This window comes from Sphingomonas hankookensis, from assembly GCF_001619955.1.
Taxonomy (GTDB): Bacteria; Pseudomonadota; Alphaproteobacteria; order Sphingomonadales; family Sphingomonadaceae; genus Sphingomonas; species Sphingomonas hankookensis_A.
Genome location: NZ_LQQO01000034.1, coordinates 414,840 through 440,972, shown reverse-complemented (window position 1 = coordinate 440,972; position 26,133 = coordinate 414,840). Strand labels below are relative to the sequence as shown.

24 protein-coding genes are annotated in these 26,133 nt (G+C 67.5%); 18 read left to right on the top strand and 6 right to left on the bottom strand.

The annotated features are described in order from the left end of the window. Positions 1-52: 52 nt before the first annotated feature. Positions 53-1,183 carry a phosphoserine transaminase gene (locus AVT10_RS14080; RefSeq protein WP_066692697.1) on the bottom strand — a complete coding sequence of 377 codons (1,131 nt, stop codon included), beginning with the start codon at positions 1,181-1,183 and terminating at the stop codon, positions 53-55. Between the two features lie 186 nt (positions 1,184-1,369). On the opposite strand from AVT10_RS14080, the gene AVT10_RS14075 reads away from it, so the two are divergent. From AVT10_RS14075 to AVT10_RS14050, 6 genes are all read left to right on the top strand, one after another. After that, the gene (locus AVT10_RS14075; protein ID WP_066692694.1) at positions 1,370-1,801 is read left to right on the top strand and encodes a response regulator; all 432 of its coding nucleotides are present in this window, start codon (positions 1,370-1,372) and stop codon (positions 1,799-1,801) included. 70 nt (positions 1,802-1,871) lie between these two features. Next, complete coding sequence (locus AVT10_RS14070; protein WP_066692689.1) at positions 1,872-3,230, top strand: M48 family metalloprotease; 1,359 nt, start codon at positions 1,872-1,874, stop codon at positions 3,228-3,230. Beyond that, on the top strand, positions 3,230-3,961 hold the full coding sequence (locus AVT10_RS14065) for a DsbA family protein (RefSeq protein WP_084401739.1): 732 nt from the start codon (positions 3,230-3,232) through the stop codon (positions 3,959-3,961). The genes AVT10_RS14070 and AVT10_RS14065 overlap by 1 nt, the downstream gene beginning before the upstream one ends. A gap of 43 nt (positions 3,962-4,004) precedes the next feature. Next, positions 4,005-4,940, top strand: a complete 936-nt coding sequence (locus AVT10_RS14060) for an ABC transporter ATP-binding protein (protein ID WP_066692685.1) — start codon at positions 4,005-4,007, stop codon at positions 4,938-4,940. After that, on the top strand, positions 4,937-5,704 hold the full coding sequence (locus AVT10_RS14055; protein WP_066692683.1) for an ABC transporter permease: 768 nt from the start codon (positions 4,937-4,939) through the stop codon (positions 5,702-5,704). Before AVT10_RS14060 ends, AVT10_RS14055 begins: the two co-directional genes overlap by 4 nt. 11 nt (positions 5,705-5,715) lie before the next feature. Next, entirely contained in the window at positions 5,716-6,495 is a 780-nt protein-coding gene (locus AVT10_RS14050; RefSeq protein ID WP_066692681.1) for an SDR family oxidoreductase, read from the top strand. Between the two features lie 180 nt (positions 6,496-6,675). Here the strand turns inward: AVT10_RS14050 and AVT10_RS14045 are convergent, their stop codons facing one another. Next, a complete protein-coding gene (locus AVT10_RS14045) occupies positions 6,676-8,793 on the bottom strand; it encodes an AsmA family protein (RefSeq protein WP_066692678.1) in 2,118 nt (705 codons plus the stop codon). 157 nt (positions 8,794-8,950) lie between these two features. Here AVT10_RS14045 and rpmI point away from each other — a divergent pair, with 157 nt between their 5' ends. From rpmI to AVT10_RS14010, 7 genes are all read left to right on the top strand, one after another. Continuing rightward, a complete protein-coding gene (rpmI, locus tag AVT10_RS14040; RefSeq protein WP_066692676.1) occupies positions 8,951-9,154 on the top strand; it encodes a 50S ribosomal protein L35 in 204 nt (67 codons plus the stop codon). A gap of 13 nt (positions 9,155-9,167) precedes the next feature. Further along, the gene (gene rplT / locus AVT10_RS14035; protein ID WP_055757215.1) at positions 9,168-9,539 is read left to right on the top strand and encodes a 50S ribosomal protein L20; all 372 of its coding nucleotides are present in this window, start codon (positions 9,168-9,170) and stop codon (positions 9,537-9,539) included. Positions 9,540-9,721: 182 nt separating this feature from the next. After that, positions 9,722-10,033 carry a GIY-YIG nuclease family protein gene (locus AVT10_RS14030; protein WP_066692673.1) on the top strand — a complete coding sequence of 104 codons (312 nt, stop codon included), beginning with the start codon at positions 9,722-9,724 and terminating at the stop codon, positions 10,031-10,033. A 33-nt stretch (positions 10,034-10,066) separates the two neighbouring features. Beyond that, complete coding sequence (gene pheS / locus AVT10_RS14025; protein ID WP_066692670.1) at positions 10,067-11,320, top strand: phenylalanine--tRNA ligase subunit alpha; 1,254 nt, start codon at positions 10,067-10,069, stop codon at positions 11,318-11,320. Continuing rightward, positions 11,317-13,680 (top strand): phenylalanine--tRNA ligase subunit beta, encoded by a 2,364-nt coding sequence (pheT, locus tag AVT10_RS14020; protein ID WP_066692669.1) that lies wholly within the window; start codon positions 11,317-11,319, stop codon positions 13,678-13,680. Before pheS ends, pheT begins: the two co-directional genes overlap by 4 nt. Next, positions 13,677-14,546, top strand: coding sequence for an aldose 1-epimerase family protein (locus AVT10_RS14015; RefSeq protein WP_066692666.1), 870 nt, complete (start codon positions 13,677-13,679; stop codon positions 14,544-14,546). The genes pheT and AVT10_RS14015 overlap by 4 nt, the downstream gene beginning before the upstream one ends. 311 nt (positions 14,547-14,857) lie before the next feature. After that, positions 14,858-16,429, top strand: a complete 1,572-nt coding sequence (locus tag AVT10_RS14010; protein WP_066692663.1) for a peptide chain release factor 3 — start codon at positions 14,858-14,860, stop codon at positions 16,427-16,429. 177 nt (positions 16,430-16,606) lie between these two features. On the opposite strand, the gene AVT10_RS14005 is transcribed toward AVT10_RS14010, so the two are convergent. Both AVT10_RS14005 and AVT10_RS14000 read right to left on the bottom strand, forming a co-directional pair. Then, on the bottom strand, positions 16,607-17,833 hold the full coding sequence (locus AVT10_RS14005; RefSeq protein WP_066692661.1) for a spinster family MFS transporter: 1,227 nt from the start codon (positions 17,831-17,833) through the stop codon (positions 16,607-16,609). 156 nt (positions 17,834-17,989) lie between these two features. After that, positions 17,990-20,227: a TonB-dependent receptor gene (locus tag AVT10_RS14000; protein WP_066692659.1), complete on the bottom strand. Its 2,238-nt coding sequence runs from the start codon at positions 20,225-20,227 to the stop codon at positions 17,990-17,992. 114 nt (positions 20,228-20,341) lie between these two features. Here AVT10_RS14000 and AVT10_RS13995 point away from each other — a divergent pair, with 114 nt between their 5' ends. After that, complete coding sequence (locus AVT10_RS13995; protein WP_066692656.1) at positions 20,342-20,986, top strand: TetR/AcrR family transcriptional regulator; 645 nt, start codon at positions 20,342-20,344, stop codon at positions 20,984-20,986. Between the two features lie 143 nt (positions 20,987-21,129). Here the strand turns inward: AVT10_RS13995 and AVT10_RS13990 are convergent, their stop codons facing one another. Both AVT10_RS13990 and AVT10_RS13985 read right to left on the bottom strand, forming a co-directional pair. Continuing rightward, the gene (locus tag AVT10_RS13990; RefSeq protein WP_066692648.1) at positions 21,130-21,648 is read right to left on the bottom strand and encodes a YceD family protein; all 519 of its coding nucleotides are present in this window, start codon (positions 21,646-21,648) and stop codon (positions 21,130-21,132) included. Then, positions 21,645-22,154, bottom strand: a complete 510-nt coding sequence (locus tag AVT10_RS13985; protein WP_066692646.1) for a ubiquinol-cytochrome C chaperone family protein — start codon at positions 22,152-22,154, stop codon at positions 21,645-21,647. The genes AVT10_RS13990 and AVT10_RS13985 overlap by 4 nt, the downstream gene beginning before the upstream one ends. 118 nt (positions 22,155-22,272) lie before the next feature. Between AVT10_RS13985 and AVT10_RS13980 the strand changes: the two genes are divergently transcribed. The 4 genes from AVT10_RS13980 to AVT10_RS13965 all read left to right on the top strand — a co-directional run bounded on the left by AVT10_RS13980 (position 22,273) and on the right by AVT10_RS13965 (position 26,098). Further along, on the top strand, positions 22,273-22,746 hold the full coding sequence (locus AVT10_RS13980; RefSeq protein ID WP_066692842.1) for an outer membrane protein assembly factor BamE: 474 nt from the start codon (positions 22,273-22,275) through the stop codon (positions 22,744-22,746). A gap of 204 nt (positions 22,747-22,950) precedes the next feature. Further along, complete coding sequence (locus AVT10_RS13975) at positions 22,951-23,460, top strand: RcnB family protein (protein WP_066692644.1); 510 nt, start codon at positions 22,951-22,953, stop codon at positions 23,458-23,460. 227 nt (positions 23,461-23,687) lie between these two features. After that, on the top strand, positions 23,688-25,079 hold the full coding sequence (locus AVT10_RS13970) for a glycosyl transferase family protein (protein ID WP_066692640.1): 1,392 nt from the start codon (positions 23,688-23,690) through the stop codon (positions 25,077-25,079). After that, positions 25,076-26,098, top strand: a complete 1,023-nt coding sequence (locus tag AVT10_RS13965; protein WP_066692637.1) for a hypothetical protein — start codon at positions 25,076-25,078, stop codon at positions 26,096-26,098. Before AVT10_RS13970 ends, AVT10_RS13965 begins: the two co-directional genes overlap by 4 nt. Positions 26,099-26,133: the final 35 nt, after the last annotated feature.

Below are 26,133 nucleotides of genomic sequence, written 5' to 3'. Positions count from 1 at the left end.
AGGTGGCGCGACTGCCCCTCTCCCAACCCTTTCCCCTGAAGGGGGGAGGGCTTTATGCCGCCTTCGCCGTCGCGTAGGCCCAGTCGAGCCATGGCCCGAGCGCCTCGATATCCGCGGTATCGACCGTCGCACCGCACCAGATGCGCAGGCCCGCCGGAGCGTCGCGATAGCCGGCGACGTCATAGGCAGCCCCTTCGGCCTCCAACAGCGACGCCATCTTCTTGATGAGCGCCTCGTCGGCGCCCTCGACCGTCAGGCAGACGCTGGTCTTCGACCGGGTCGCCGGATCGGCGGCGAGATGGCCGAGCCAGTCGCGTTCCGCCACGATCTTGTCGAGTGCGGCGGCATTGGCGTCGCTGCGCGCGATCAGGCCGTTCTCGCCCAGCGACTTGCCCCATTCGAGGCTGAAGATCGCATCCTCGACCGCCAGCATCGACGGGGTGTTGATCGTCTCGCCCTTGAAGATGCCCTCGGTCAGCTTGCCCTTCGACACCAGGCGGAAGACCTTGGGCAGCGGCCATGCGGGGGTGTAACTTTCGAGGCGTTCGACCGCGCGCGGGCCGAGGATCAGCACGCCATGCGCGCCCTCCCCGCCTAGCACCTTCTGCCAGCTGAAGGTGGCGACGTCGATCTTGGCCCAGTCGATGTCATAGGCGAACACGCCCGAGGTCGCGTCGGCGAACGACAGGCCCTCGCGGTCGGCGGGGATGAAATCGGCACTGGGAACGCGGACGCCAGAGGTGGTACCGTTCCAGGTGAACAGCACGTCGTGGGTCCAGTCGATCGCAGTCAGGTCGGGCAGCTGGCCGTAATCGGCTCGCACGACGGTCGGATCGATCTTGAGCTGCTTGACCGCATCGGTCACCCAGCCTTCGCCGAAGCTCTCCCATGCCAGCGCAGTGACGGGGCGGGCGCCCAGCATCGTCCACATCGCCATTTCGAACGCGCCGGTGTCGGAACCGGGGACGATGCCGATGCGGTGCGTATCGGGGAGCTTCAGCAATTCGCGCATCAGGTCGATGCAATATTGCAGACGCTGCTTGCCGATCTTCGAACGGTGCGACCGGCCGAGGCTGACGGGGTTGAGGCGGTCGGCGGACCAGCCCGGCGGCTTGGCGCAGGGCCCGGACGAAAAATACGGGCGAGCGGGAGTCGTGGCCGGCTTAGGCGGAAGATCAGTCATGTCAGTCTCTCCTCACAGAGAGCACGCGCTGCGTTGGGACAGCGTGGCCCGTCGCGGCCATTAGCGATGTCGACCGGACGGCACAAGCATCATCGGCGCAACATTATTGCGGTCGGTTTGCGCCGCGCCGCGGAACCGACCGGACGATTCCGCGTTGCCTTGCTCTAGATTATGTCCGGAATTCCCATGCAAACCCCCACGGTTCTGATCGTCGAAGACGAAATGCTGGTCGCGATCGATCTGGAGGCCTCGCTGGAGGAGCATGGCTATCGTCCGGTCGGCATCGCCGCCGACATGTCGCGGGCGATGGAACTGGCATCGATCCGCCCGGACGTCGCGCTGGTCGACTGCAATCTGCGTGACGGTCCCACGGGCCCGCTGATCGGGCGGATGCTCGGCCAGACCTATGGGACGACCGTCATCTTTCTCACGGCAAATCCGGCAATGCTGGATGACGGAATCGACGGGACCCTGGGCGTCGTGTCGAAGCCCTGTGCCTATCACTCGGTCGGCGAACTGGTCGATTTCGCGGTCCGTGCCCGCCAGGGCGACCTGTCGCAGCCGCCGACGGGGATCAAGCTGTTCTCCGCGAGCACCGCGTTCCACGGTTCGGCTTAACCCGGGGTTCAGCCGGCCGGCGGCATCGCGGCGTTGACCCATGTCCGCCGCATCGCCGATAAGGACCATCATGAAGCGCGCGCTCGGCGGCATTGTCGCCGCCATCCTCCTGCTGACGCAGCCCGCCGCCGCCCAGTCGATGCTGCGCGATGCCGAGACGGAAGCGCTGCTGAACGACATGTCGCGCCCGATCGCGGTCGCCGCGGGCCTCGACCCGCGCAACTTCAACGTCGTGTTGCTACAGGACAAGTCGATCAACGCTTTCGTCGCGGGCGGACAGACGGTCTATATCCATAGCGGGCTGATCGACGCGGCGGACGATGCGAACGAGGTGCAAGGCGTCGTCGCGCACGAGATCGGCCATATCGTCGGCGGGCACGTGCCCCTGGCCGGGCGCGGCATGGCCCCGGCGACCGGCATCACCGTGCTCAGCCTGTTGCTGGGCGTGGCCGCGATGGCGGCGGGCGCGGGCGAAGCCGGGGCGGGCATCCTCGCCGCCGGACAACAGGCCGCGATGGGCAGCTATCTGGCGTTCAGTCGCACGCAGGAAAGCTCGGCCGATGCCGCCGGTGCCCGGTTCCTGCGGGGGGCCAATATCTCGGGTCAGGGGATGCTGGACTTCTTCAAGAAGCTCCAGAACATGGAATATCGCCTCGCGATCCCGCAGGACAATGGCTATCAGCGCACCCACCCGCTGACCGGCGAACGCATCGCCAACCTGACGCAGGACGTGCAGGCGTCGCCGTCGTTCAAGGCGCCGACCGATCAGGCGCTGGAGACACGGTTCAAGCGGGTGCAGGCCAAATTGCGCGGCTATGTCAGCGATCCGAAGGACACGCTGCGCCGCTATCCGGCCAGCGACCAGAGCGTGTACGCCCATTATGCGCGCGCCTATGCCTATCACAAGTCGGGCTACCCCGAGCAGGCGGCAGCGGAGACGCTGGCGCTGGTGAAGGCCGCGCCCGACGATCCCTATTTCCTCGAACTCGAGGGGCAGATCCTGCTCGAATCGGGCAAGCCGAAGGACGCGCTGGCGCCGCTGCGCGAGGCGACCGAGCGGACGCGGTCGTCGCCGCTGATCGCCGCGACCTTCGGCCACGCGCTGATCGCCGCCGAGGACCCTGCGCTGCTGGACGAGGCGGAACGGGTGCTGAAACAGGCGATCGCGCGCGACAACCAGAACCCGTTCGCGTGGTATCAGCTGAGTATCCTGTACGAACGGCGCGGCGATCCGGCGCGGGTCGCGCTGGCGATGGCGGAATATGCGTCGCTGGCAGGCGATTCGCGCATGGCGCTGGCCAGCGCGCGGCGGGCGATGGGGTTGCTGCCACAAGGGTCGCGGGACTGGATTCGGGCGCAGGATATTCAAATGACGTCGCAGACGGCGTTCGAGGAAGAACAGCGCCAGCGGCGCCGCCGGGGAGGATGATGGGTAGAATCGGAAATGCGTTGATGCTGGCGGCGGCGGCATTGGCGGGCGCGGGCGGAGCGATCGTAGCAGGCAAGTATTCCGGCGATCGTGCCGCGACCGAGACGGTGGTGCGCGACTATATCCTCGCCAATCCCGAAATCCTGCCCGAAGCCATGCGGCGGTTGCAGGCGAAGGAATCGGGCAAGGCGGTGGCGGCCAATCGCGACGCTATCGTCGAGCCCTTCCCCGGCGCGATCGCCGGCAATCCGAACGGCGATGTCAGCGTGGTCGCCTATCTCGACTATGCCTGCGGCTTCTGTCGCGCCAGCCTGCCGGCGATCACCGGCCTGATCGCGGGCGATCCGAACGTCCGCATCGTTTATCGCGAGCTGCCGATTCTGTCACCCGACAGCCGCAGCGCCGCAGAGTGGGCGCTCGCCGCCGCGCTCCAGAACAAGTTCAAGCCGTTCCACGACGCCCTCTATGCCAGCGGCCGGGTGGACGAGGCGTCGATCCAGCAGGCCGCTGCAACCGCGGGCCTCGACATTGCCGCCGCCCGCACCGCGATCCAGTCGCCGCAGGTCGTGGGCGAGATCGAGCGCAACCTGAAGACGGCAGGCACGCTGGGCTTTACCGGCACCCCGTCCTGGGTGGTCGGCGACCAGGTGCTGAGCGGTGCGCAGACGCTGCCCGCGCTGCAGACCGCGGTGGCCGATGCCCGCAAGGCGAAATCGACACCGGCGACCTGAGGCGACTTCCCCCGGTCATCGAAGCGTGGAACAAGCCGTTGCCATGGAAACCATTCTTTCGATCCGGGGCGTCGCCAAGACGTACAAGTCGGGCACCGTCGCGCTCCAGCCGACCGACCTCGACATTGCGAAGGGCGAGATTTTCGCGCTGCTGGGGCCGAACGGCGCGGGCAAGACGACGCTGATCAGCATCATCTGCGGCATCGTGACGGCGAGCGCGGGGACGATCACCGCCGCCGGGTTCGACACGGTCAGCGACTATCGCGAGACGCGGACCCGGATCGGGCTGGTGCCGCAGGAATTGCTGACCGATGCGTTCGAAAGCGTGATGGCGACGGTCACCTTTTCCAGGCGACTGTTCGGGCGGCATGGCGACCCGGCGTTCATCGAGAAGCTGCTGCGTGACCTGACCCTGTGGGACAAGCGCGATGCGAAGATGACCGAGCTGTCGGGCGGCATGAAACGACGGGTAATGATCGCCAAGGCGCTGAGCCACGAACCCGACATCCTGTTCCTCGACGAACCGACCGCCGGGGTCGATGTCGAACTGCGCCGCGACATGTGGCGGCTGGTCCACGACCTTCGCGAGCGCGGCGTCACCATCATCCTGACCACCCATTATATCGAGGAGGCCGAGGAAATGGCCGACCGGGTGGGGGTGATCGCCAAGGGCAAGCTGATCCTGGTCGACGAGAAGCAGGCGCTGATGCGCAAGCTGGGCAAGAAGACGCTGACGCTGACGCTGTCCGATCCGCTGCCGGCGGTGCCGGCGGCGCTGTCGCACTGGCCGCTGGAGCTGACCGACGAAGGCCATGCGCTGACCTTCGCCTTCGATGCCAATGCCGAGGATAATGGCGTGCGCGCGCTGCTGCGTGCCGCCGACGAGGCCGGCATCGCGTGGAAGGACATCGCGACCAAGCAATCGAGCCTCGAGGATATCTTCGTCGGGCTGGTCCATGAACAGGAGGGCCGGGCATGACGTTCAACTGGCATGGCGTGCTGGCGATCTATCGCTTTGAACTGGCGCGGTTCGGGCGGACGATCTGGACCTCGCTGATGACGCCGGTCATCACCACCTCGCTCTATTTCGTGGTGTTCGGCACCGCGATCGGCAGCCGGATGAACGAGGTGTCGGGCGTCCCCTATGGCGCGTTCATCGTGCCGGGGCTGATGATGCTGACGATGCTGACCGAGAGCATCTTCAATGCCAGTTTCGGCATCTTCATGCCGAAATGGTCGGGCACCATCTATGAATTGCTGTCGGCGCCCATCTCCACGCTGGAGACGCTGGTCGGCTATGTCGGCGCGGCGGCGACCAAGTCGACGATCGTCGCGCTGGTGATCTTTGCAACCGCGCATCTGTTCGTCGACGTCAGCGTCGCGCATCCGTTCTGGGCGCTATGCTATCTGCTGCTGGTGGCGATCACCTTCTGCCTGTTCGGCTTCATCCTCGGACTGTGGGCCAAGGGGTTCGAACAGTTGCAGGTCATCCCGTTGCTGGTGGTGACGCCGCTGACGTTCCTGGGCGGGGCATTCTATTCGATCGACATGCTGCCGGGCGTGTGGCGTACGATCAGCCTGTTCAACCCGATCGTCTATCTGATCAGCGGGTTCCGCTGGACATTCTTCGGGACGGGCGATGTTTCGGTGGCGGCCAGCCTGGGGGCGACCCTGGGCTTCCTGCTGATCTGCGTGACCGTCATCACCATGATCTTCCGCACCGGATGGCGGCTCAAGAAATAGGGACGGACACGATGGATCTAGGAATTGCCGGCCGCAAGGCGATCGTGTGCGCGTCGAGCGCCGGCCTCGGCCGGGCGTGCGCGCTGGAACTGGCGCGGGCCGGGGTCGATGTCGTCGTCAACGGGCGCGATACGGCGAAGCTGACCGAGACGGCGGCGGCGATCCGGGCGGAGACCGGGGTGACGGTAATCGAGGTCGTCGGCGACCTGTCGACCGAGGAGGGCCGCGCGGCGTTGCTCGCTGCCTGTCCGGACCCCGACATCCTCGTCAACAACAATGGCGGGCCGCCGCTCAAACCCTATACCGAGCTGGAAGCCGACGGCATCCGCGCCGGGATCGAAGCGAATTTCGTCACCCCTGCCCTGTTGATTCAGGCGGTATTGCCGGGGATGGTCGAGCGCGGGTTCGGGCGGGTGGTCAACATCACCTCCGGATCGGTCAAGATGCCGCTGCCGGGACTCGACCTGTCGAGCGGGGCGCGTGCCGGGCTGACGGGCTTCGTCGCGGGGATTGCGCGGCAGGTGGCGGGGTCGAACGTCACGATCAACGGGCTGCTGCCCGGATCGTTCGACACCGCGCGCATCGCGTCGATGACCGAGGCGGCGGCGAAGAAGAACGGCACGACCCCGGCCGAGGAAAAGGCGAAGCGGGCGGAGTCGATCCCGGCGAAGCGGATCGGCGATCCCGCCGAGTTCGGCGCGGCCTGTGCGTTCCTGTGTTCGGACAAGGCCGGATTCATCACCGGGCAGAGCCTGTTGATCGATGGCGGGGCGTTTCCGGGGATTCTCTGATTTTCACGCGAAGGCGCGAAGAGGGTTCTTAAGGTAGATTTCGCGCAGAGACGCGGAGGAGTTGCGCTCGCGGGGAAGTCTGCCGCGACAGCGGCGTTCAGTCATCGTTGCAGCGGAGACGATGGTCTCCCGCACGCAATCGGTCGCCACAGGCGCGACCTCTCCGCGCCTCCGCGTGATTCAAAAAATCCCGAGAAACTTCTTCCGCTGCTCCTTGCGCTCGCCCTTGTTCGAGCGGCCGTCTTCCGCCTTGGCCGTCGTCCCGCGACCGACATCGTCCCGCGCCTCGCCCTTGGTCGTGCGCTGCGCCCGGGCGGTGGCACCGGCGAGGACCGGGCCGCACGCCGCCCCCTTCGCATCGCCCGGATCGACAAAGGCCAGCACACCGGCGAGCGGGGTGACCACGGTGGCAAGGCCGAGTCCGGCGCCGGCGCGGCCCAGCAGTTCGGGGCTGAGGACCGAATAGCGCGGTGCCGCGAAATAGCCGCCGATGCCGACCGGCGACTGGCCGGCAAAGAGCGAGAATTTCTTCGAATCGGCCCGTACCGCAAGATCGATCGATTCGTTGCGGAAGCTGAAGCCGCCACGCCCGAGCATCACATTCTTCTGCGTATCGATCAGGATCGGGTCTGCCGCCGCCACCCCCTGTCGCACGGTGAAGCCGATCAGGCCGCAGTTGATCCGCACCGGTTCCTTCAATTTCCCCTCGAACATCTTCTGCGCGAAGGTGCCGAGGTCGAGTTCGGACAGCTGGACATTGCGGGTCCAGAAGCTGCCGGCGGGCAGGATGATCGCGATGCGGCCGTTGGAGGCGGCAAGCGAGTCGTGGACGGTGTCGCCGGTGCCGGTCAGCTGGACGCGCGCCTTGACCGTGCCGGTGGTGCCGGCTTCTTCGACGCCCCAGCCGGCGAGCAGCCGTCCCATCGGCGTCGGCGACAGGCGGATGTCGTAATCGGTGACCGCCGGACGGCGGCGGGCGTCGATCACGATGTCCGACGCGACATTGCCGCGCGCCATGGCGAAGGTCAGCGGCGAGAGTTTGAGCAGCCGGTCGTTCAGGTCGAGGGTCAGGTCGACATTCGACACCGGCAGGCTGCGCGCGCGGACATTGCCGACCTTGTAGCGGACCTTTGCATCGAAATTCCTGAGCGCCTCGACGTTCAGCCGGGCATCGGGGAGCAGGCGGGGGGCGCCGCCTTCGCGGACGATCGCACCGGCGGCGCCCTGCGCTTCGATACGCTCAAGGTCGTAGCCGACGAATGCCGACATATCGACGATATCCAGCCTGCGCGAGGTCAGGTCGGCGGTGAGCAGCAGGCGCGGTTCGCGCTGGGTAACGGTCAGGCTGCCGGCGAGGTCGCTGTCGCCGAACACGCCCTTCAACCGGGTGAATTTCCAGTCCGGCCCGTCCTTGGTCATGCGTCCGGTCAGGCGATAGGTGCGGGTGTCGGGGGTGACGATGCCGAGCACCGCGAAGACGTCGGCCAAATTTGCCCCCCGCAGGCGGACGGCGAGGTTCGATCCGTCGAGCTGGGTCGGGCCGGGCAGCGTGCCGGCGACGATCGCGACCGAACGGGCGACCTCGATCCGGGCGGTCAGCTGATTCTGCCCCCCGCGGATCGTCGCATTGGGCGATTGGAGTTGCCCGGTCAGGCGGAACGGACGGCCGCGCACCGTGCCGCGCCCGGTCGCCCGGATCGCGCTGGCGAACTGGGTGCCTTCGCTGATCGTCGTGTCGAGGTCGAACGTCCCGTCGAGCAGAAATTGCGGGTCGCGGTAACGAATCTGCGTATCGCGGAAGATCCCGCTGCGCACGACCGGCAGGTCGAGCTTCTTGCCGGACTTGTTCGGATCGCCGAACGTCCAGGTGTTACGCTTGCGTGCCGCGTCCCAGTGCAGGTCGGCCCGCGCGCCGTCGAGTTCGAGCCAGTTGACGCGGCGGCGTCCGAACAGGAAGGTCAGCGTGGCGGTCGAGCTGTCGAGCTTCTTCGCCTCGAACAGATTGCCGCCCCCGGCCCAGGCGGGGTTCGATACCGACAGTCCCTCGGCGAGGAATTTGAGGTCGATGGGGTTGAAGTAGAACTGGAAGTCGCCCGCGACGCGCACCGTGCGGCCGCTCTGCGACGAGGCGATTCGTTCGAACGTGCCCTTCAGGAACCGGCCCTTGGTGACGAACAGGATCAGCCAGGCCAGGACAATCGCCGCGACGATGCCGATCAGCGTCCGAATCGCGATCCGCCGCCAGTCGCGGCGGCGGGGGGCGTCGGGAGCGCCTTCAGTCGGGGAAAGCTCGGCCATCGCGGCAACAGCGTTCGGGGGCGAAACGAGTTCCGGCGGTTGCGTTTTGGTGACAGGCGGGTTAGGGGCGCGCTCTTTCCACGACCTTTTAGGGATTCGCCCGGCCATCTGGGGCTGCCGCGGCAATCCGCACGTCGTGATTTTTGAGGAGACCAAAATGCCCAAGCTCAAGACCAAGAGCGGCGTGAAGAAGCGCTTCAAGTTCACCGCCACCGGCAAGGTGAAGCACGGCGTCGCCGGCAAGCGTCACCGCCTGATCTCGCACAATGCGAAGTATATCCGTCAGAACCGCGGGACCTCGGTCCTGGCCGACGCCGATGTGGCTCGCATCAAGGCGTGGGCGCCTTACGGCCTTCGTTAAGGAGTACTGAAGCATGGCACGTATCAAGCGCGGCACGACCACCAAGGCGAAGCACAAGCGCATTTTGGATCAGGCGAAGGGCTATTATGGCCGTCGCAAGAACACGATCCGCATCGCTCGCCAGGCCGTCGAAAAGGCCGGTCAGTACGCTTATCGCGACCGCAAGGTGAAGAAGCGGACCTTCCGTGGTCTGTGGATCCAGCGCATCAACGCCGGTGTCCGCGCGGAGGGCATCACCTATTCGCAGTTCATGCACGGCTGCAAGCTGGCCGGCATCGAACTCGACCGGAAGGTCCTGGCCGATATCGCGATGCACGAAGAGGCCGCCTTCAAGGCGATCGTCGCGCAGGCGAAGGCCGCCCTGCCGGAACAGGCCGCCGCGTAAGCGCACGGTTCCTGTTTGCGGGATGAAAGACGCCGGTGGGGTGACCTGCCGGCGTTTTTCTTTTGGGGCTTCGTCATTCCCGCGCAGGCGGGAATCCATAGACGCTGGCGTCTCGGCTCTATTAGCATCGTCAGCGTGTATGGGTTCCCGCCTGCGCGGGAACGACGAATAGGGGCGGGCGAATGCGCATCTTCGAACCTTGCGTGTACATCGTCGCCAGCCGTCGCAACGGCACCATCTACACCGGCGTCACCAGCAACCTGATCCAGCGCCTGCACCAGCATCGCAGCGGCAGCTTCCCCGGCTTCACCGCCGACCATGACTGCCACCGCCTCGTCTGGTTCGAACGGCATGAGACCATGGACGCCGCGATCCAGCGTGAGAAGCGGATCAAGAAGTGGAACCGCGACTGGAAGCAGAATCTGGTCGAGCGGGACAACCCCCACTGGTCCGACCTGTCCTCGGGGCTAGGCTTCTTTCCCGTTCCGCAATAAAGCCGGTCGCCTATCCCGACCACCGGAGCGACCGTGACCCCCGATCTCGACCAATTGCGTGCCGACCTGCTCGCCGCCATCGATGCCTCTGCCGGCGTCGACGCGCTGGAGGCGGTGCGTGTTCATGCACTGGGCAAGCAGGGGGCGATCACCGGCCTGCTCAAGACGCTGGGCGGCCTGTCGCCCGAAGAACGCCAGACGGTCGCGCCCGGCATCCACGCGCTGCGCGAGGCGGTGACCGGGGCGATCGGTGCGCGCAAGGCGGACCTCGAAGCAAAGGCGCTGGCGGCCAAGCTGGCGAGCGAGCGGGTCGACCTGACGCTGCCGGTCGACCGGATCGCGCCGGGTGGGGTGCATCCGGTTGCCCAAGTGATGGACGAACTGGCGGAGATCTTCGCCGATCTGGGCTTTGCCGTCGCGACGGGGCCGGAGATCGAGGACGACTGGCATAACTTCACCGCGCTCAATATTCCGGAGACACACCCGGCGCGCGCGATGCACGATACGTTCTACGCGCAGCGCCGAAGCCCGCAGGGCGAGACCAGCGAAAGCGCGGCCGGCGGTGCATCTGCACCGTCCGACGACGGTGGCTCCGCCACCGGCGCGATCCCATCGGCCCGCGCCGGGCAAAGCCCGTCGCCGTCGGACGGTGCAGATGCACCGCCGGCCGGTCCGGAGCAGGACCGAACCGTGGAACGGTTCGTGCTCCGGACCCATACATCGCCGGTCCAGATCCGCACGATGATGACCCAGCAACCTCCGATCCGCATCATCGCACCGGGCCGGGTCTATCGCAGCGACAGCGACGCGACCCACACGCCAATGTTCCACCAGATCGAGGGCTTGGTCATCGATCGCGGCATCCATATGGGGCATCTCAAATGGACGCTGGAGACGTTCCTGAAGGCCTATTTCGAGCGCGACGATATCGTGCTGCGGCTGCGCCCGAGCTATTTTCCGTTCACCGAACCGTCGGCAGAGGTCGATATCGGCTATACGCTGGAAAAGGGTCGGCGCGTCGTCGGCGGTGATCCGACCAAGGGCAATGGCGGCTGGATGGAGGTGCTGGGCAGCGGCATGGTCCATCCCAAGGTCATCGCCGCGTGCGGGCTCGACCCCGATGAGTGGCAGGGATTTGCGTTCGGCACCGGCGTCGACCGGCTGGCGATGCTGAAATACGGCATGGACGATCTGCGCCCGTTCTTCGACGGCGATCTGCGCTGGTTGAAACATTATGGCTTTGCGGCGCTGGACGTTCCCACGCTGTCGGGGGGAGTAGGCGCATGAAGTTCACCCTGAGCTGGCTGCACGAGCATCTCGACACCGATGCGTCGCTCGACACGATCCTGGGCGCGCTGAACGCGATCGGGCTGGAGGTCGAGGGCGTCGAGAATCCGGGCGAGAAGCTGGCCGCGTTCCGCGTCGCCCGCGTGCTGACCGCCGAACCGCATCCGCAGGCGGACAAGCTGCAGGTACTGTCGGTCGACGCCGGCGACGGCCCGTTGCAGGTGGTGTGCGGCGCGCCCAATGCCCGTGCGGGGCTGGTCGGCGTGTTCGGGATGCCCGGCGCGACGGTGCCGGCCAATGGCATGGTGCTGAAGGTCGCGGCGATCCGCGGCGTCGAATCCAACGGCATGATGTGTTCGACCCGCGAACTGGAGCTGGGCGAGGATCATGACGGGATCATCGAACTGCCCGCCGATGCACCGGCCGGCACCCCCTTCCCCGCCTACGCCGGGCTGGACGATCCGGTGATCGACATCAGCGTCACGCCGAACCGGCAGGACTGTATGGGCGTGCGCGGGATTGCGCGCGACCTGGCGGCGGCGGGTTATGGGACGCTGAAACCGCTGGCGGTGCCGGTGGTCGCGGGCGAAGGCGATGGCCCCGACGTGCGGGTCGAGGACGCGGCGGGCTGCCCGGCCTTCTATGCGCAGGCGGTGCGCGGGCTGACCAATGGCGAGTCGCCGGAGTGGATGCGCCGGCGGCTGAACGCGATCGGGCAGAAGCCGATTTCGACACTGGTCGACATCACCAATTACGTGATGTTCGATCTGGGGCGGCCGCTGCACGTCTATGACATGGCGAAGCTCGACGGTGGGCTGGTCGCGCGGCAGGCTCGCCCGAGCGAAAGCGTCGTCGCGCTGAACGGCAAGTCCTATACGCTGGACGGCGGCGAGACGGTGATCGCCGACGACGCGGCGGTGCACGACATTGGCGGGATCATGGGCGGCGAGCATTCGGGCGTGTCGGAGACGACGACCGACGTGCTGATCGAATGCGCCTATTTCACGCCCGAGGCGATCGCGCGGACGGGGCAGAAGCTGGCGCTGACCAGCGATGCGCGCACCCGGTTCGAACGTGGGGTCGATCCGGCGTTTCTGGATCAGGGCCTGGCCATTGCGACCGATTATGTCCTGCGGCTGTGCGGCGGGACCGCGAGCCGCGTGACCACGGCCGGCAGCCCGCCGACCGAGCCGCGGGTCATCACGCATCAGCCTGGCCGCGTCGCGACGCTGGGCGGGCTGGACGTGGCCGAGGACCGGCAGCGCGACATTCTCGAACGGCTGGGCTTCGTGGTTGGCGATGGCTGGCAGGTGACGGTCCCGTCGTGGCGGCGCGATGTCGAGGGCGTGGCCGATCTGGTCGAGGAAGTGATCCGCATCGAGGGGCTGGACAAGGTGCCGTCCACCCCGCTCGACCGTCCTGCCGGAGTGGCGACGCCGACGGCGACGCCCGAACAGAAGCTGGAGCGGCGGATGCGCCGCGCGGCGGCGGCGCGCGGTCTGGCCGAAGCGATCACGTGGAGCTTCATCGCCGACGACGAAGCCGCCCCGTTCGGCGGCGGCGCGTGGGAGGTGGTGAACCCGATCGCCAGCGACATGCGCGTGATGCGCCCGTCGCTGCTGCCCGGTCTGCTGAGTGCGGCTGCGCGCAATGCGAAGCGGGGCCAGTCGAGCGTGCGGCTGTTCGAGATCGGCCGGCGCTATCTGGCCGAGGGTGAGCGCGCGACATTGGGCATCGTGCTGTCGGGCGAGCGCGCGGTGCGCAACTGGCGGACCGGCAAGGCGCAGGGCTTCGACGCGTTCGATGCCAAGGCGGAGGTGCTGGCGCTGCTGGAGGCGGCGGGCGCGCCGGTCGGCAATCTTCAGGTGATGGACGGTGCCGGCGACGTGTTCCATCCGGGCCAGTCGGCGACGCTCAGGCTGGGGCCGAAGACGGTGCTGGCGAGCTTCGGCGTGCTGCACCCGACCACCGCCAAGGCATTCGACCTGGGCAGCGGCGTGGTGGCGGCGGAGATCTATCTCGACGCGCTGCCGGCCAAGCGGGGCAGCGGCTTCATGCGCGCGGCCTATGCGCCGCCGGCGTTGCAGGCGGTGACGCGCGATTTCGCATTCCTGGTCGCCGAGGACGTGACCGGCGACCAGCTGGTGCGCGCGGTGCGCGGCGCGGACAAGGCGGCGATCGTCGATGCGCGGCTGTTCGACGTCTTTGCCGGACAGGGCGTCGAGCCGGGCCACAAGAGCCTCGCCATTGAGGTCACGTTGCAGCCGGGCGCCAAGAGCTTCACCGATGTCGAACTGAAGGCGATTTCGGACAAGATCGTGGCGGCGGCGAAGAAGATCGGCGGGAGTTTGCGCGCATGACGGTGACGCTGGGCAACGGCACGCTGACGGTCGCGGTCGAGGCATTGGGCGCGGAATTGCAGTCGATCCGGGACGCGCAGGGTCGCGAGCTGATGACGAATGCCGATCCGGCGTTCTGGACCGGCCATGCGCCGATCCTGTTCCCGATCATCGGCGCGGTGCAGGACGATCGCTATCATGTGGGTGGCGCGGTCTACCACCTCGCCAAGCACGGCTTTGCGCGGCGGCGGATGTTCGCGAAGGTTGCGCATTCCGATACTTTCGTGCGGTTCGAGCTGGTCGACGATGCGGAGACGCGGAAGCTCTATCCGTTCGCGTTCATGCTCCACGTGGAACATCGGCTGGAGGGGGCAACCCTCCATAGCGAGGTGACGGTGACCAATACCGGCGACCGCGACCTGCCGGCGAGCATCGGGTTTCATCCGGCCTTTGCGTGGCCGCTGCCCTATGGACGCGATCGGGCGGCGCACCGGATGGTGTTTTCGGACGCGGAAGTTGGCACGGTCGCCGCGATTGCGGCCAACGGCACGATCGCGCCGGAGCGTCGGCCCGATCCGGCGGTCGATCGGGTGCTGACGCTGACCGACGATCTGTTTGCGGACGATGCGCTGGTTTATGACCCGGTTGCAAGTAGTTGGGTGCGGTACGGGGCGCCGGACGGGCCGCAGTTGCGGGTCGATTTTCCGGGGATGCCGAAGCTGGGGATCTGGACGAAGCCGGGTGCGAGCTTCGTTTGTATCGAGCCGTGGGACGGGATTGCCGATCCGGAAGGATTTGCCGGTGACATCTTCGACAAGCCGGGGATTCGCCGCGTCGCGCCGGGGCAGTCGCATCGGGCGGCTATGTCGGTGACGTTGGAAGGTTGATTTTCACGCGAAGGCGCGGAGACGCGGAGGAGTAAGGTTGATTGCGCGCGGAGGCGCAGAGGACGCTGAGGGGGTGCGTTCGCTGCGAGCGGGTGCGTTCGGGAGACCGCTGCATTCGCGGCAACGAGCGAAAGAGCCGCTGGCGCGGCGGAGCCTCGCCGCCCACGCAACTCCTCTGCGTCCTCTGCGCCTCTGCGCGCAATCCTTCTTCTCTCCGCGCCTCCGCGCCTCCGCGTGAACCCACCTTCTTCTTCCCCCGCCGTACGCACCCGAATCTTGCCGCCCTCCCCGCCCGGCCCTAAAGGCCGGCGATGGACCATATTTCCGATCGCCGCACCTTTGCGATCATCTCCCACCCCGACGCCGGCAAGACCACGCTGACCGAAAAGCTGCTGCTGTTCGGCGGTGCGATCCATCTGGCGGGCGAGGTCAAGGCACGTGGCGCCGCGCGGCGCGCGCGGTCGGACTGGATGAAGATCGAGCAGCAGCGCGGAATTTCGGTCACCTCGTCGGTGATGACGTTCGAGCGGAACGGGTTGACCTTCAACCTGCTCGACACGCCGGGCCACGAGGATTTTTCCGAGGACACCTATCGCACGCTGACCGCGGTCGATTCGGCGGTGATGGTGATCGACGCGGCCAAGGGGATCGAGCCGCAGACGCGCAAGCTGTTCGAAGTGTGCCGGTTGCGCAGCGTGCCGATCATCACCTTCGTCAACAAGGTCGATCGCGAGGGTCGCGACCCGTTCGCGCTGCTGGACGAAGTCGCCGACATGCTGGCGCTCGACGTCTGCCCGATGACATGGCCGGCGGGCATGGGCGGGCAGTTCGAGGGGATTTACGACCTGGTCGACAACCGGCTGTTGCAGCCCGAGGCCGGGACCAAGGATTTTCAGGGCAAGGTCGAGCAGTTCACCGGGCTGGACGATGCGCGCATCGACGAGGTGCTGTCGGCCGAAGGCGCCGAGCGGCTGCGCGAGGAGGCGGAGCTTGCCACCGGGGGCTATGCCGCGTTCGACGGTGCGGCGTATCGCGCGGGCGACCTGACCCCGGTCTATTTCGGGTCGGCGCTGAAGGAATTCGGGGTCGATTCGCTGATCGACGCGATCGCGCGCCACGCCCCCCCGCCCCGCCCGCAGCCCGCCGAACCCGCCCCGGTCGATCCGACCGACGACCGCGTGACCGGCTTCGTGTTCAAGGTGCAGGCGAACATGGACCCGAACCACCGCGACCGCATCGCGTTCATGCGGCTGTGTTCGGGAACGTTCAAGCGCGGCATGAAACTGACCCCGACCGGCCATGGCAAGCCGATCGCGATCCACTCCCCCATCCTGTTCTTCGCGCGCGAACGCGAGCTGGCGGATGAGGCCTATCCGGGCGATATCATCGGTATTCCGAACCATGGGACGCTCCGGGTCGGCGATACGCTGTCGGAGCGGGCCGATGTGCGCTTTACCGGGCTGCCGAACTTCGCGCCGGAAATCCTGCGGCGCGTGGTGCTGAAGGACCCGACCAAGACCAAGCAGTTGCGCAAGGCGCTGGACGACATGGCCGAGGAAGGCGTCACGCAGGTCTTCTATCCCGATATCGGGTCGAACTGGGTGATCGGGGTGGTCGGACAGTTGCAGCTGGAAGTGCTGCTCAGCCGGCTGGAGGTCGAATATAAAGTCGCGGCGGGGCTGGAAATGGCGCCGTTCGAAACCGCACGCTGGGTGTCGGCGGCCGATCCTGCGGATTTGAAGGCGTTCACCGATCTGCATCGCTCGGCGATGGCGAAGGATCGGGACGGGAATCCGGTGTTCCTGGCGAAAAGCGCGTGGGAGGTCGGGTATATTGCCGACCGCTATTCGAAGGTGGCGTTCGCGGCGACGCGGGAGCGGTAGTTCGCTTGATCCCGTACCCCCGCGCAGGCGGGGGTCCAGGGTTTCGAACGTGACGTTGCATTGCCTGGCTCTGGATCCCCGCCTTCGCGGGGATACGTTCTCCAAATTGGGTTTTCCCGTAATGGCATAGTCTGGATCCCCGCCTTCGCGGGGATACGGGTGGGGGCGTCGGTGCTGCTACGCCACCCAATCGCGCCCCAGCCGGCGGCTGGCGAGTGCCATCAGCGCGCCGGCGACCAGATACAGGCACAGCGCCGCCGCGATGGCGTAGCGGAGCGATTCGTTGCCATAGGTCGGGGTCAGCGCCTTCGACAATTGGCCGACGAACCAGCTGCCCAAGCCCAACCCGATCAGGTTGTTGATGAGCAGGAAACAGGCCGAAGCGGTGGCACGCATGTGGGCGGGCACCAGATGCTGGACGGCGGTCAGGACCGGGCCGAGCCAGACATAGACCAGCGCCTGCGGGATCACGAACAGCGCGAAGGCAGCGATCCAGCTGCTCGACAATACCCCGGCGATGAAGAACGGCGTGCCCAGTATGTAGCACAGCGCCGGCAGCAGCGCGTACCAGCGCCGGTTCCGCGCGCCCAGCCGGTCGCCGAGCGCCCCGCCGAGCAGGATGCCCGCCACCCCGCCGCTCAGCAGCAGCGCGCCGATGAACTGGGCCGACTGGACGAGGTCGAGGCCGAAGCTGCGCATCATCAGGCTGGGCAGCCAGAAGCCGACGCCATAGCCGCAGGTCGATCCCGCCGCTGCGCCGAACGCCAGCAGCCAGAAGCCGGGTTTGGCCGCGAGGATGCCGAAGACGCGGCCGACGGGGATGCGGTCGGCGCTGGCGGCGACGCGGGGCGGGTCCTGCACGATCCAGCGGAAGAAGGGCGCGATGACGAGGCCGGCGATGCCGACCGTGTAGAAGGCGGTGCGCCATTCGACCGCCTGCGCAATATAGCCGCCGAGCAGCACACCGCCCGCTGCGCCGAGCGGGATACCGAGCGAGTAGATGGCGAGTGCACGGGCGCGGCGTTCGGGCGGGAAGGTGTCGGCGATCAGTGCATAGGACGGGGCGACGCCGCCCGCCTCCCCCACGCCGACGCCCAGGCGGAACAGGAACATCTGCGTGAAATTCTGCGCCGCGCCGCATAGCGCGGTGAAGCCGCTCCACACCGCGAGGCTGATGGTGATGACCCAGGTGCGGCTGGTGCGGTCGGCGATCAGCGCGAGCGGGATCGCCAGCGTCGAATAGAGCGCGGCGAAGGCGAGGCCGCCCAGCATCCCCATCTGCCCGTCGTCGAGGCCGAGGTCGCGCTGCACCGGCTGCGCCAGGATCGAGAGGATCTGCCGGTCGAGGAAGTTGAAGCTGTAGACCAGCAGCAACATGGCGAGGGTGATGCGGGGGTTTTTCATGTCGTCCCTCTAAATCCTCCCCGCTCCGCGGGGAGGGGGACCATGCGTAGCATGGTGGAGGGGCATTGCCCCACACGCTACGTCAGCGATCGCGGCCCTGCCCCTCCACCAGCCTGCGGCTGGTCCCCCTCCCCACGATGTGGGGAGGAGCCTTGGTTAGAACTTCACTTCGAACGTTGCGGTCGCGGTGCGGGGCGGGCCGTAATAGCCGATGATCGAATTGCCGAAAACCGCACCGGGGAAGTTGTAGCCGCCCACCCGGTAGCGCTGGTCGGTCAGGTTGCGCAGCGCCATGCCGAGCCGGTAGCGGCCGTCGCCCGAAATCCAGTTGGCGGCGGCGTTGACCAGCGCATAGCCGTCCTGGTCGAGTGCGGGCGTCGGGATCTCGAACAGCGCATAGTCGCTGCGCAACGTGACTTCGGGCGTCACCGACAGCGATCCGCCGGCAAAGTCGGTCGAGGCGGTGAAGGATGCGGCGGCGGTGAATTCGGGCGTATTCTGGAACACGCGCTGGTTCGATACATCGACCGGGGTGGTGCCGCCGCCGATGAAGGTCAGGAATTCCTTGTAATCGGCATTGGTGTAGCCGAACGACACCTGTGCCGAGAAATTGCGCGACGGCACCATCCGCCCCTCGATCTCCAGCCCGTAAATGTCGGCCTTGCCGGCGTTATCGACGAAGCTGGCGATGCCGCCGGCGATGTTGGGCACCTGGATCGTGACCTGCTGGTCGGTGTAGCGCGAATAATAGCCGGCCATGTTGAGGAACAGGGTGCGGTCGAGGAACGCGCCCTTCATGCCGACTTCGTAGCTGGTGATCTTTTCGGGGTCGTAGCCATTGACGGTCGTCGGGGTGAACACCGCGTCGCCGCGCATGTCGAACCCGCCCGATTTGAACCCCCTGCCCCACGACGCGTACAGGTTCAGGTCGCGGCGCGGCTCATAGCTGATCGAGACGCGCGGGGTGAACTGGTCGAAGCTGCGGTCGTTGGTGTAATCGGTGCGGATCAGGCCGGGCACCGCGTTCGCATTGCCGAAGCGGGGGCTGCGGATGCCGGCATAGTTGCGGCGGAACACCGTGCCGGTCTTGTCGTCCTTCGTATAGCGCAGGCCGCCCGAAATCTTCAGCCGGTCGGTCACGTCGAAGCTGATGTCGCCGAACGCGGCATAGCTTTTGGTCTTGACCTCGCCCGAGGTCAGCGTGGTGAGGTTGAGGCCGCCGACCACCGTGTCGAACGCGCCCGATGCGGTGGCGTTGAGGTAATAGAGACCGACGACGCCCTGCACCCGGTCGCCCTGCAACAGCAGTTGCAGTTCCTGCGTGAACTGGTTGTCGTCATATTCCGCCGGCACGTCGAGCGTGGGCAGCGCGGTGTTGTCGAAATCGATGACGGTGTTGGTGGCGCCTTCGCGATAGGCGCTGATCGATTTGAAGGTCAGCAGGTCGCTTAAGCTGAACTCGCCGGTCAGCGACAGCCCTTGCGCCACCACCCGGTTGCGGTCGCCGATGCCGGCGCGGGTGTCATAGACATTGCCGGTCGGGGCGTAGCGCGGGTCGTTGCCGTTGCCGACGAGGCGGGTGCCGTGGCGCGGGTTCGACCGGTCGAGCGTGCGGTCGCCCGCCACCCGCACGAAGATCGCATCGGTCGGCGTCCATTCCGCCGAGACACGCGCGGCGAGCACGTCCTTGTCATATTGGTCGGCGCCGGTGGTCAGGTTGGTGCCATAGCCGTCGCGCTTGTAGCGGGCGATCGCGCCGCCGATCGCGAAGGTATCGCCGATCGGCACCGTCACCTGCCCGACCAGGTCGAACTGGTTGTACGAGCCGTAGGAGGCGCGGGCGGTGGCGGCATAGTCGTTGCCCAGCCGCTTGGTGACGTACTTGATCGCGCCACCGATGGTGTTGCGGCCATAGAGCGTGCCCTGCGGCCCGCGCAGCACCTCGACCCGTTCCACGTCGAAAATGTCGAGCACCGCGCCCTGCGGCCGGGCGACATAGACATCGTCGAGATACAGGCCGACGCCGGGTTCGAAGCCCCACAGCGGATCCTGCTGCCCGACGCCGCGGCTGAAGGCGATCAGCGTCGAGTTGGAGCCGCGCGCGATCTGCAGCGTCAGGTTGGGCGTCTTGTCCTGCAAGGCGGTGATATCGACCGCGCCGGTGCGCTCCAGCTGGTCGCCGGTCACGACCGACATGGCGATCGGCACGTCGATGACGCTTTCGGCGCGCCGCCGCGCGGTGACGACGATGTCGCCGTCGCCCTGATCCTCGACCACCGAGGCCGAGTCGGCGGGGGCTGCGGGCGGGGTTTCGGTGGTTTGCGCCAGCGCGGGCGATGCGGCGAGCGCCGCTCCCATCAACAGACTGGCGCGGATTCCGAATGTGCGACGCATCGACCTCTCCCTGACATGAACGCCACCCGTTGGCCGGGTTGTACGCCGTTGCGCTTCGCTATACTGAAAGCTGAACCGGGTTTCAACTTATGCCCGTGGGGAGAGGAGAAAAACATGGCGACCGACGCTGCCGGGCCGGACGGGAACGTGCCGGTGGACAAGATGCCGCGCACCGAACGCGGTCGCCGGACGCAGCGCGCCATCCTCGACGCCGCCGCCGCCGAGTTCGGGGAAAAGGGGTTTCACGAAGGATCGATCAGCGGGATCACCCGCCGCGCTGGCGTGGCGCTGGGCAGTTTCTACACCTATTTCGATTCGAAGGACGCGGTGTTCCGCGCGCTGGTCGCCGACATGTCGGCGCAGGTGCGCGATCATGTCGCCCCGGCGATTCGCGGGGCGGACGGGCGCATCGCGGCGGAGCGCGCGGGGTTGCTGGAATTCATCCGCTTCGTGCGGACGCACAAGGAAATCTACCGGATCATCGACGAGGCGGAGTTCGTCGATCCGGCGAGCTTTCGCCGGCATTATTCGACCACGGCAGAACGGATCGCGGCGCGGATTCGCACCGGGCCGGAGGATGCGCAGGCCGAGGTGCATGCCTGGGCGATCATGGGGATGAACGTGTTTCTGGGCCTGCGCTACGGCGTGTGGGACGAGGATCGGTCGCCCGAGGACGTGGCGGATGTCATCGCATCGCTACTGGCGCGGGGGATTTTTGGTTCACGCGAAGGCGCGAAGGGCGCGAAGGAAGGCATTTAGGGGTTCGCGCGGAGGCGCGGAGACGCGGGGGGGTTGTATACTTGGCGAGCGGCGCGCGTTCGGGAGACGTCGCGCCCGGTGATGGCGAAGAGTAAGGGCTGCTTCGCAGCTTGCTCTCTTCCTCTCCGCGCCTTCGCGTGAACCTATTTCTTGAGCAGGTCCTTGAGGCCGCCCAGCGCGGACATCGGTCCCGCCTCTTCCTCCTTCAGCACGCCGGCGGCGCGCAAGGCTTCTTCGGCATGGGGGCTGCGGGGATAGGGGTCGAGGGCCAACGCCAGCGTTTCCGCTGCCGCTTCGCCGAGGTCGATCGATGCGCCGGTGTAGAACATCGTATCCATCGCATCGTCGTCCAGCTCGACATCGCTGCCCTCCACGCTGCCTTCGGGCAGGAAGCGCAGGGTGAAGGCTTCGTCGACCGATTCGGGCACCGGTTCGCCGCTGGCGACGCAGGGTTGCGCGACCTGTGCCGTCAGTCGCCCGGTCGCGACGATGCCGGCGGCATCGCGGCGCAGGCTGTAGTCGGCCTCCAGCGAATCGAGCTCGAGCAGGTTGAAGCGGCCCATCAGCCGTCGGCGTTCGTCGGTGTCGGCGGAAATATGCTGGCGCATCTCCCCCTCCCCGATCTGGTCGATGCGGACGGGACGGTGGAATTCGGGAGTCATGGCAGGGTTCCGGCAAGAAGGTCGTCGATGGCCACGCCGTCCAGCGCGGCGCGGAAGGCGCGCAATTCGGTCGCGACATGGGTGAGGGCGTCGGGGGCGGGTGCGTCGCCGCGATACAGGTTGCGCACCAGCGCCGCTTCGAACGTGCCGTCGGCCAGCCCGTCGCGATAGGCGCCCAGCCGCCCGCCCAGCGCCGCCATCATCCGCCCGATATGCTTGCCGACGACCATGTCGCCGAACCCGATCTGGCGCAGCTGTCCGTCCATATCGTCGACGAAACATTCGGCGAGGCTGGCGGCGGGCACGGCCCCTGCCCCTTCGCGCTCCAGCCGCAGCATCACCATCGCCAGCACGGCGGCGATCATGTCGAACCGGCCGTCGAGCGTGTCGGGCACCGCGCCGGCCAGATACCAGTGCGGCTGCCGCCCGCGTGCCACGACCGCGTTATACAGCGTGGCGGCAATGCGCGGCGGCGGTTCGCGACGGAACAGGCGGGATAGCGGCATGACTCTCCGGGCAGATGAAGGGCGCACTTGTGGATGGCGCGGGTCCGTCATATTGAACGCATGGCCGCGCGATGCAATCGCGAGGGGCCCGGTCGCGCGTTCGCTGGACGGAGATTTTATGGTTCGCTTCCCCACCCGTGGCGCCGTGGCGCTGATGATCGCCTGTGCCGCGGCGGGCCTGGGAGGCTGCACGAAGCTGCGCAGCCATCAGGGATATGTCATCGACCCCGATCTGGTGAACGCGGTGCAGCCGGGCGTCGATACCCGCCAGTCGGTGTTGCAGACGCTGGGCACCCCGACCTTCGTCGGCCAGTTTTCCGACCGCGAATGGTTCTATCTGTCGCGCGACAGCCGCAACCTGGCGTTCAACCGCCCGCGCGCCGTCGACCAGACGACGCTGAAGATCACGTTCGACCAGGCGGGCAACGTCACCAAGATCGACCGCACCGGCGTCGACCAGGTCGTCGGCATCAGCCCGTGGGACAAGAAGACCCCGACGCTGGGCCGCGAATCGAACTTCTTCCGCGACCTGTTCGGCAATATCGGCACGGTCGGCGCGCCGGGGACCGGCGGGCCGGGGCCGAACCAGTAAGGATTGCGGCGCGGTTTCGGCGGCCGTCGGCCAAACGTAGCAGGCGGCGGAAGGAAGAAGCGGGACCCCGGATCAGGTCCGGGGTGACGGCTTTCTTCCGGAAGCTCGTCCGCCAAGCCTTTCAAAACCCTGACGATCGCATTCGCGGAGCGTTCAGCGGGACTCGGGCATTGCATCCTCATCACGAGGAAAGGAGCAATCCCGATGCGAAAGATCATCCTGGCGGCACTGGCCGCCACCGTCGCCCTCCCCGCCGTCGCCACGCCCGCCATGGCGCAATCGCGCCACGAACTGCGCCGCGACCGGCAGGATATTCGCGAGGAACGGCGCGAATATCGCCAGGCGCTGCGCTATGGCAGCCCGCGCGACATTCGCGAGGAACGCCGCGAACTGAACCGGGCGCGGTGGGAATATCGGCAGAACCTGCGCGAACGGGCATGGGGCCGGAACGACTGGCGCGCCTATCGTCAGGGGCATCGCAACCTCTATGCGCGCGGCAACTGGAATGCGCCGTTCCGCTATCAGAGCTTCCGCCCCGGGCTGGCGATCGGTCGCCCCTATTATGCGCAGCGTTACTGGATCGCCGATCCGGGCCGCTATCGCCTGCCGCCCGCGCGGGGGGCCCAGCGCTGGGTGCGGCACTATAACGACGTCGTGCTGGTCGATTACCGGCGCGGACGCGTGGTCGACGTGATCCGCAACTTCTATTGGTAAGGCCCGGTTCGGCCGCGCCGTCGATACGCTCGGCGCGGCCGGTGCGCGGGGCACCAGTCCCGAAGGGGGATTTAGGACCGTTTGCGCCAACGTCCCGAGTCCCCGCCGGTTCAATCGTCATCGATAAATATTAAGGATGAACGTGCGGCGGGTGGCGGCGAATTGCTTGTTCCGCCGCACCGCATCGTTATACGATAAGTTCCGGGGCAGGTTCCGGGGGAACGGGGATGGACGCGGTCATCGCGTGGATCGACGCGATTGCGCGCGAAACCATGTTGTTTGCCGGTGTCGGGTTCCTGATCGGCGGGCTGGACGATCTGGCGGTCGATGGCGCGTTCCTGGTCCGCGCGCTGCGCCGATGGTGGCGGCGCACGCCCGAGGCTACCCTGGCCGATTTCCCGGTGGCGGGATGTAGCGGGCGGATCGCGGTGCTGGTGCCGGCATGGGACGAAGCGGCGGTGATCGGCGCGATGCTGCGTGCGACGCTGGCGCGGTTCGATCATCCCGACTGGCGGCTCTATGTCGGGGCCTATCCCAACGACCGGGCGACCATTGCCGCGATCGTCGCGGTCGCGACCGAGGACGACCGGGTACGGCTGACGCTGACCCCGCATCCCGGCCCGACGACCAAGGCCGATTGCCTGAACGCCTTGTGGCGCGCCGTCATGGCCGACGGCGCGGCGGAGGGGCGGCCGTTTACCGCGATGGTGCTGCACGATGCCGAGGATGTGGTCCATCCCGGCGAGCTGCGGGTGTACGATCACCTGTTGCGCAGGGCCGATACGGTGCAGGTCCCGGTCCTGCCGCTGGCCGATCGCGAATCACGCTGGGTATCGGGCCATTATATCGACGAGTTTGCCGAGGCGCATGGCCGGCAGCTGCCGGTGCGGGGCGCATTGGGGGCGGAGCTGCCGCTGGCCGGGGTCGGCTGCGCGATTTCGGCCGACATGCTCGCGCGCATCGCCGAGCGGCGCGGCGGATTGCCGTTCGACGATACCAGCCTGACCGAGGATTACGAACTGGGGCTGACCGTCCGGGCACTGGGCGGGCGCGGGATGTTCGTGCGGGTGCTGGAAGATGCGGGCGGGCCGCCGGTAGCGGTGCGCGCCTATTTCCCCGCGCGGCTCGACGCCGCCGTCCGGCAGAAGGCGCGGTGGATGACCGGCATTGCCCTTGCCGGATGGGACCGGATCGGGTGGCAGGCGGGCGGGGGACTGCACGACCATTGGATGCGGATGCGCGACCGGCGGGCGATCCTGGCTATCCCTGTGCTGGCGGTGGCCTATTGCGCGCTGGTCGCCTGGGGGGCGAGCGGCATGCTGCACGCCGTGCGCGGCAGCGTGGCACCGGTGGTCGATCCGGCGCTGCAACTGGTGCTGGCGATCAACCTGTGCCTGCTGGTGTGGCGGACGGCGATGCGCTGGGCCCTGGTGCGCCGCGCCTATGGTCGGGGCGAGGCATGGCGGTCGATCCCGCGCATGCTGGTCGGCAATCTGGTCGCGTTGCTCGCGGCGCGGCGGGCGGTGGTGCGCTACGCCGCGACGCTGCGCGGACGGCCGCTGCGCTGGGACAAGACCGCGCATCATTTCCCCGACATCGCCGGGTTGCCGGATCGATGAGCCGGGCACGCGGGCGGCCGCTGCGGTTCCTGGCGCTGGTCACGGTCGGCTGGGTCGGGATGCGGGTGGCGCTGCTGTGGCCCGAAGGGTTGCCGCCGGACCGATGGGTACGGATCGTGCTGCCGGGCGGGCAGGGAGCGGGGCTTGTCTCCCCGATCGCTGCCGCTCCGCCGGGTCGTCACGTCGCACAACAGATGCGCCAACAGAGGATTGCGATGCCGGCCAGGGTCGCAGTCGGCACGCGATCGGTGCCGACCATGGCTGGCACGGCAAATGCGCCGGCTGCTGTACCGGACCGGGTACGGCTGGCGCTTCTGGCGCTGGTCGGGTTCGCCTCGGCCGAGCCGGTCGATCGTGGTGCCGCGCCGATCCTGTCGCCGCCGGTGCCCCCTACCGGCGGACCACCGATGACGGTCAGCCTGTGGGCGCTTGCCCGGCCGGGCGCGGCAAGCGGCGGTCCGGTGCAGCTGGGCGGCGGGCAGGCCGGGATGCGGCTGCGCCTGCCGGTGACGCCGGACGGGCAGGCGGCGGTCGCGGCGCGGGTGGCGACCCCGCTGGCGGGTCTGGGACGCGAAGCGGCGCTGGGCATCGAATGGCGGCCGCTGCCGGTGCCGGTCGCCTTGGTGGTCGAACGGCGCGTGGCGCTCGACAGCGGGCGCAGCGGGACCGGCATGGGGGTGATCGCCGGGATCGACCGGGCGTTGCCGGGCGACCTGGCGCTGGAAGCCTATGGGCAGGCGGGCGCGGTCGCGCGCGACGGCATCGAACCTTATGCCGATGGCGCGGCGCGGGTGCTGCATCCGGTGGCGAGGATCGGGCGCAGCGCGCTACGGCTGGGGATCGGCAGCTGGGGCGGGGCGCAGCGGGAGGGGGCGCGGGTCGATATCGGACCGTCCGCCGTCGCGTCGCTGCCGGTCGGGCGGGGCGCGGTACGCGTGTCGCTCGACTGGCGGCAGCGGGTAGGGGGTAACGCGGCGCCGGGGTCGGGGCCGGCGCTGACGATCGGCAGCGACTTTTGACGCGCCGGGTGGCACGGCGCTTCCGAACGCGGTAA

Excerpts from the sequence above, each read along its gene's own strand:
- AVT10_RS14005 (WP_066692661.1), bottom strand. The coding sequence starts at position 17,833 with ATGAAAAACCCCCGCATCACCCTCGCCATGTTGCTGCTGGTCTACAGC.
- AVT10_RS14045 (WP_066692678.1), bottom strand. The coding sequence starts at position 8,793 with ATGGCCGAGCTTTCCCCGACTGAAGGCGCTCCCGACGCCCCCCGCCGC.
- AVT10_RS14075 (WP_066692694.1), top strand. The coding sequence starts at position 1,370 with ATGCAAACCCCCACGGTTCTGATCGTCGAAGACGAAATGCTGGTCGCG.
- AVT10_RS14070 (WP_066692689.1), top strand. The coding sequence starts at position 1,872 with ATGAAGCGCGCGCTCGGCGGCATTGTCGCCGCCATCCTCCTGCTGACG.
- AVT10_RS13985 (WP_066692646.1), bottom strand. The coding sequence starts at position 22,154 with ATGCCGCTATCCCGCCTGTTCCGTCGCGAACCGCCGCCGCGCATTGCC.
- AVT10_RS14010 (WP_066692663.1), top strand. The coding sequence starts at position 14,858 with ATGGACCATATTTCCGATCGCCGCACCTTTGCGATCATCTCCCACCCC.
- AVT10_RS14065 (WP_084401739.1), top strand. The coding sequence starts at position 3,230 with ATGGGTAGAATCGGAAATGCGTTGATGCTGGCGGCGGCGGCATTGGCG.
- AVT10_RS13965 (WP_066692637.1), top strand. The coding sequence starts at position 25,076 with ATGAGCCGGGCACGCGGGCGGCCGCTGCGGTTCCTGGCGCTGGTCACG.
- AVT10_RS14050 (WP_066692681.1), top strand. The coding sequence starts at position 5,716 with ATGGATCTAGGAATTGCCGGCCGCAAGGCGATCGTGTGCGCGTCGAGC.
- rpmI (WP_066692676.1), top strand. The coding sequence starts at position 8,951 with ATGCCCAAGCTCAAGACCAAGAGCGGCGTGAAGAAGCGCTTCAAGTTC.
- AVT10_RS13970 (WP_066692640.1), top strand. The coding sequence starts at position 23,688 with ATGGACGCGGTCATCGCGTGGATCGACGCGATTGCGCGCGAAACCATG.
- AVT10_RS14000 (WP_066692659.1), bottom strand. The coding sequence starts at position 20,227 with ATGCGTCGCACATTCGGAATCCGCGCCAGTCTGTTGATGGGAGCGGCG.
- AVT10_RS14015 (WP_066692666.1), top strand. The coding sequence starts at position 13,677 with ATGACGGTGACGCTGGGCAACGGCACGCTGACGGTCGCGGTCGAGGCA.
- AVT10_RS13990 (WP_066692648.1), bottom strand. The coding sequence starts at position 21,648 with ATGACTCCCGAATTCCACCGTCCCGTCCGCATCGACCAGATCGGGGAG.
- AVT10_RS14080 (WP_066692697.1), bottom strand. The coding sequence starts at position 1,183 with ATGACTGATCTTCCGCCTAAGCCGGCCACGACTCCCGCTCGCCCGTAT.
- AVT10_RS13975 (WP_066692644.1), top strand. The coding sequence starts at position 22,951 with ATGCGAAAGATCATCCTGGCGGCACTGGCCGCCACCGTCGCCCTCCCC.
- AVT10_RS13995 (WP_066692656.1), top strand. The coding sequence starts at position 20,342 with ATGGCGACCGACGCTGCCGGGCCGGACGGGAACGTGCCGGTGGACAAG.
- AVT10_RS14055 (WP_066692683.1), top strand. The coding sequence starts at position 4,937 with ATGACGTTCAACTGGCATGGCGTGCTGGCGATCTATCGCTTTGAACTG.
- rplT (WP_055757215.1), top strand. The coding sequence starts at position 9,168 with ATGGCACGTATCAAGCGCGGCACGACCACCAAGGCGAAGCACAAGCGC.
- AVT10_RS13980 (WP_066692842.1), top strand. The coding sequence starts at position 22,273 with ATGGTTCGCTTCCCCACCCGTGGCGCCGTGGCGCTGATGATCGCCTGT.
- AVT10_RS14030 (WP_066692673.1), top strand. The coding sequence starts at position 9,722 with ATGCGCATCTTCGAACCTTGCGTGTACATCGTCGCCAGCCGTCGCAAC.
- pheT (WP_066692669.1), top strand. The coding sequence starts at position 11,317 with ATGAAGTTCACCCTGAGCTGGCTGCACGAGCATCTCGACACCGATGCG.
- AVT10_RS14060 (WP_066692685.1), top strand. The coding sequence starts at position 4,005 with ATGGAAACCATTCTTTCGATCCGGGGCGTCGCCAAGACGTACAAGTCG.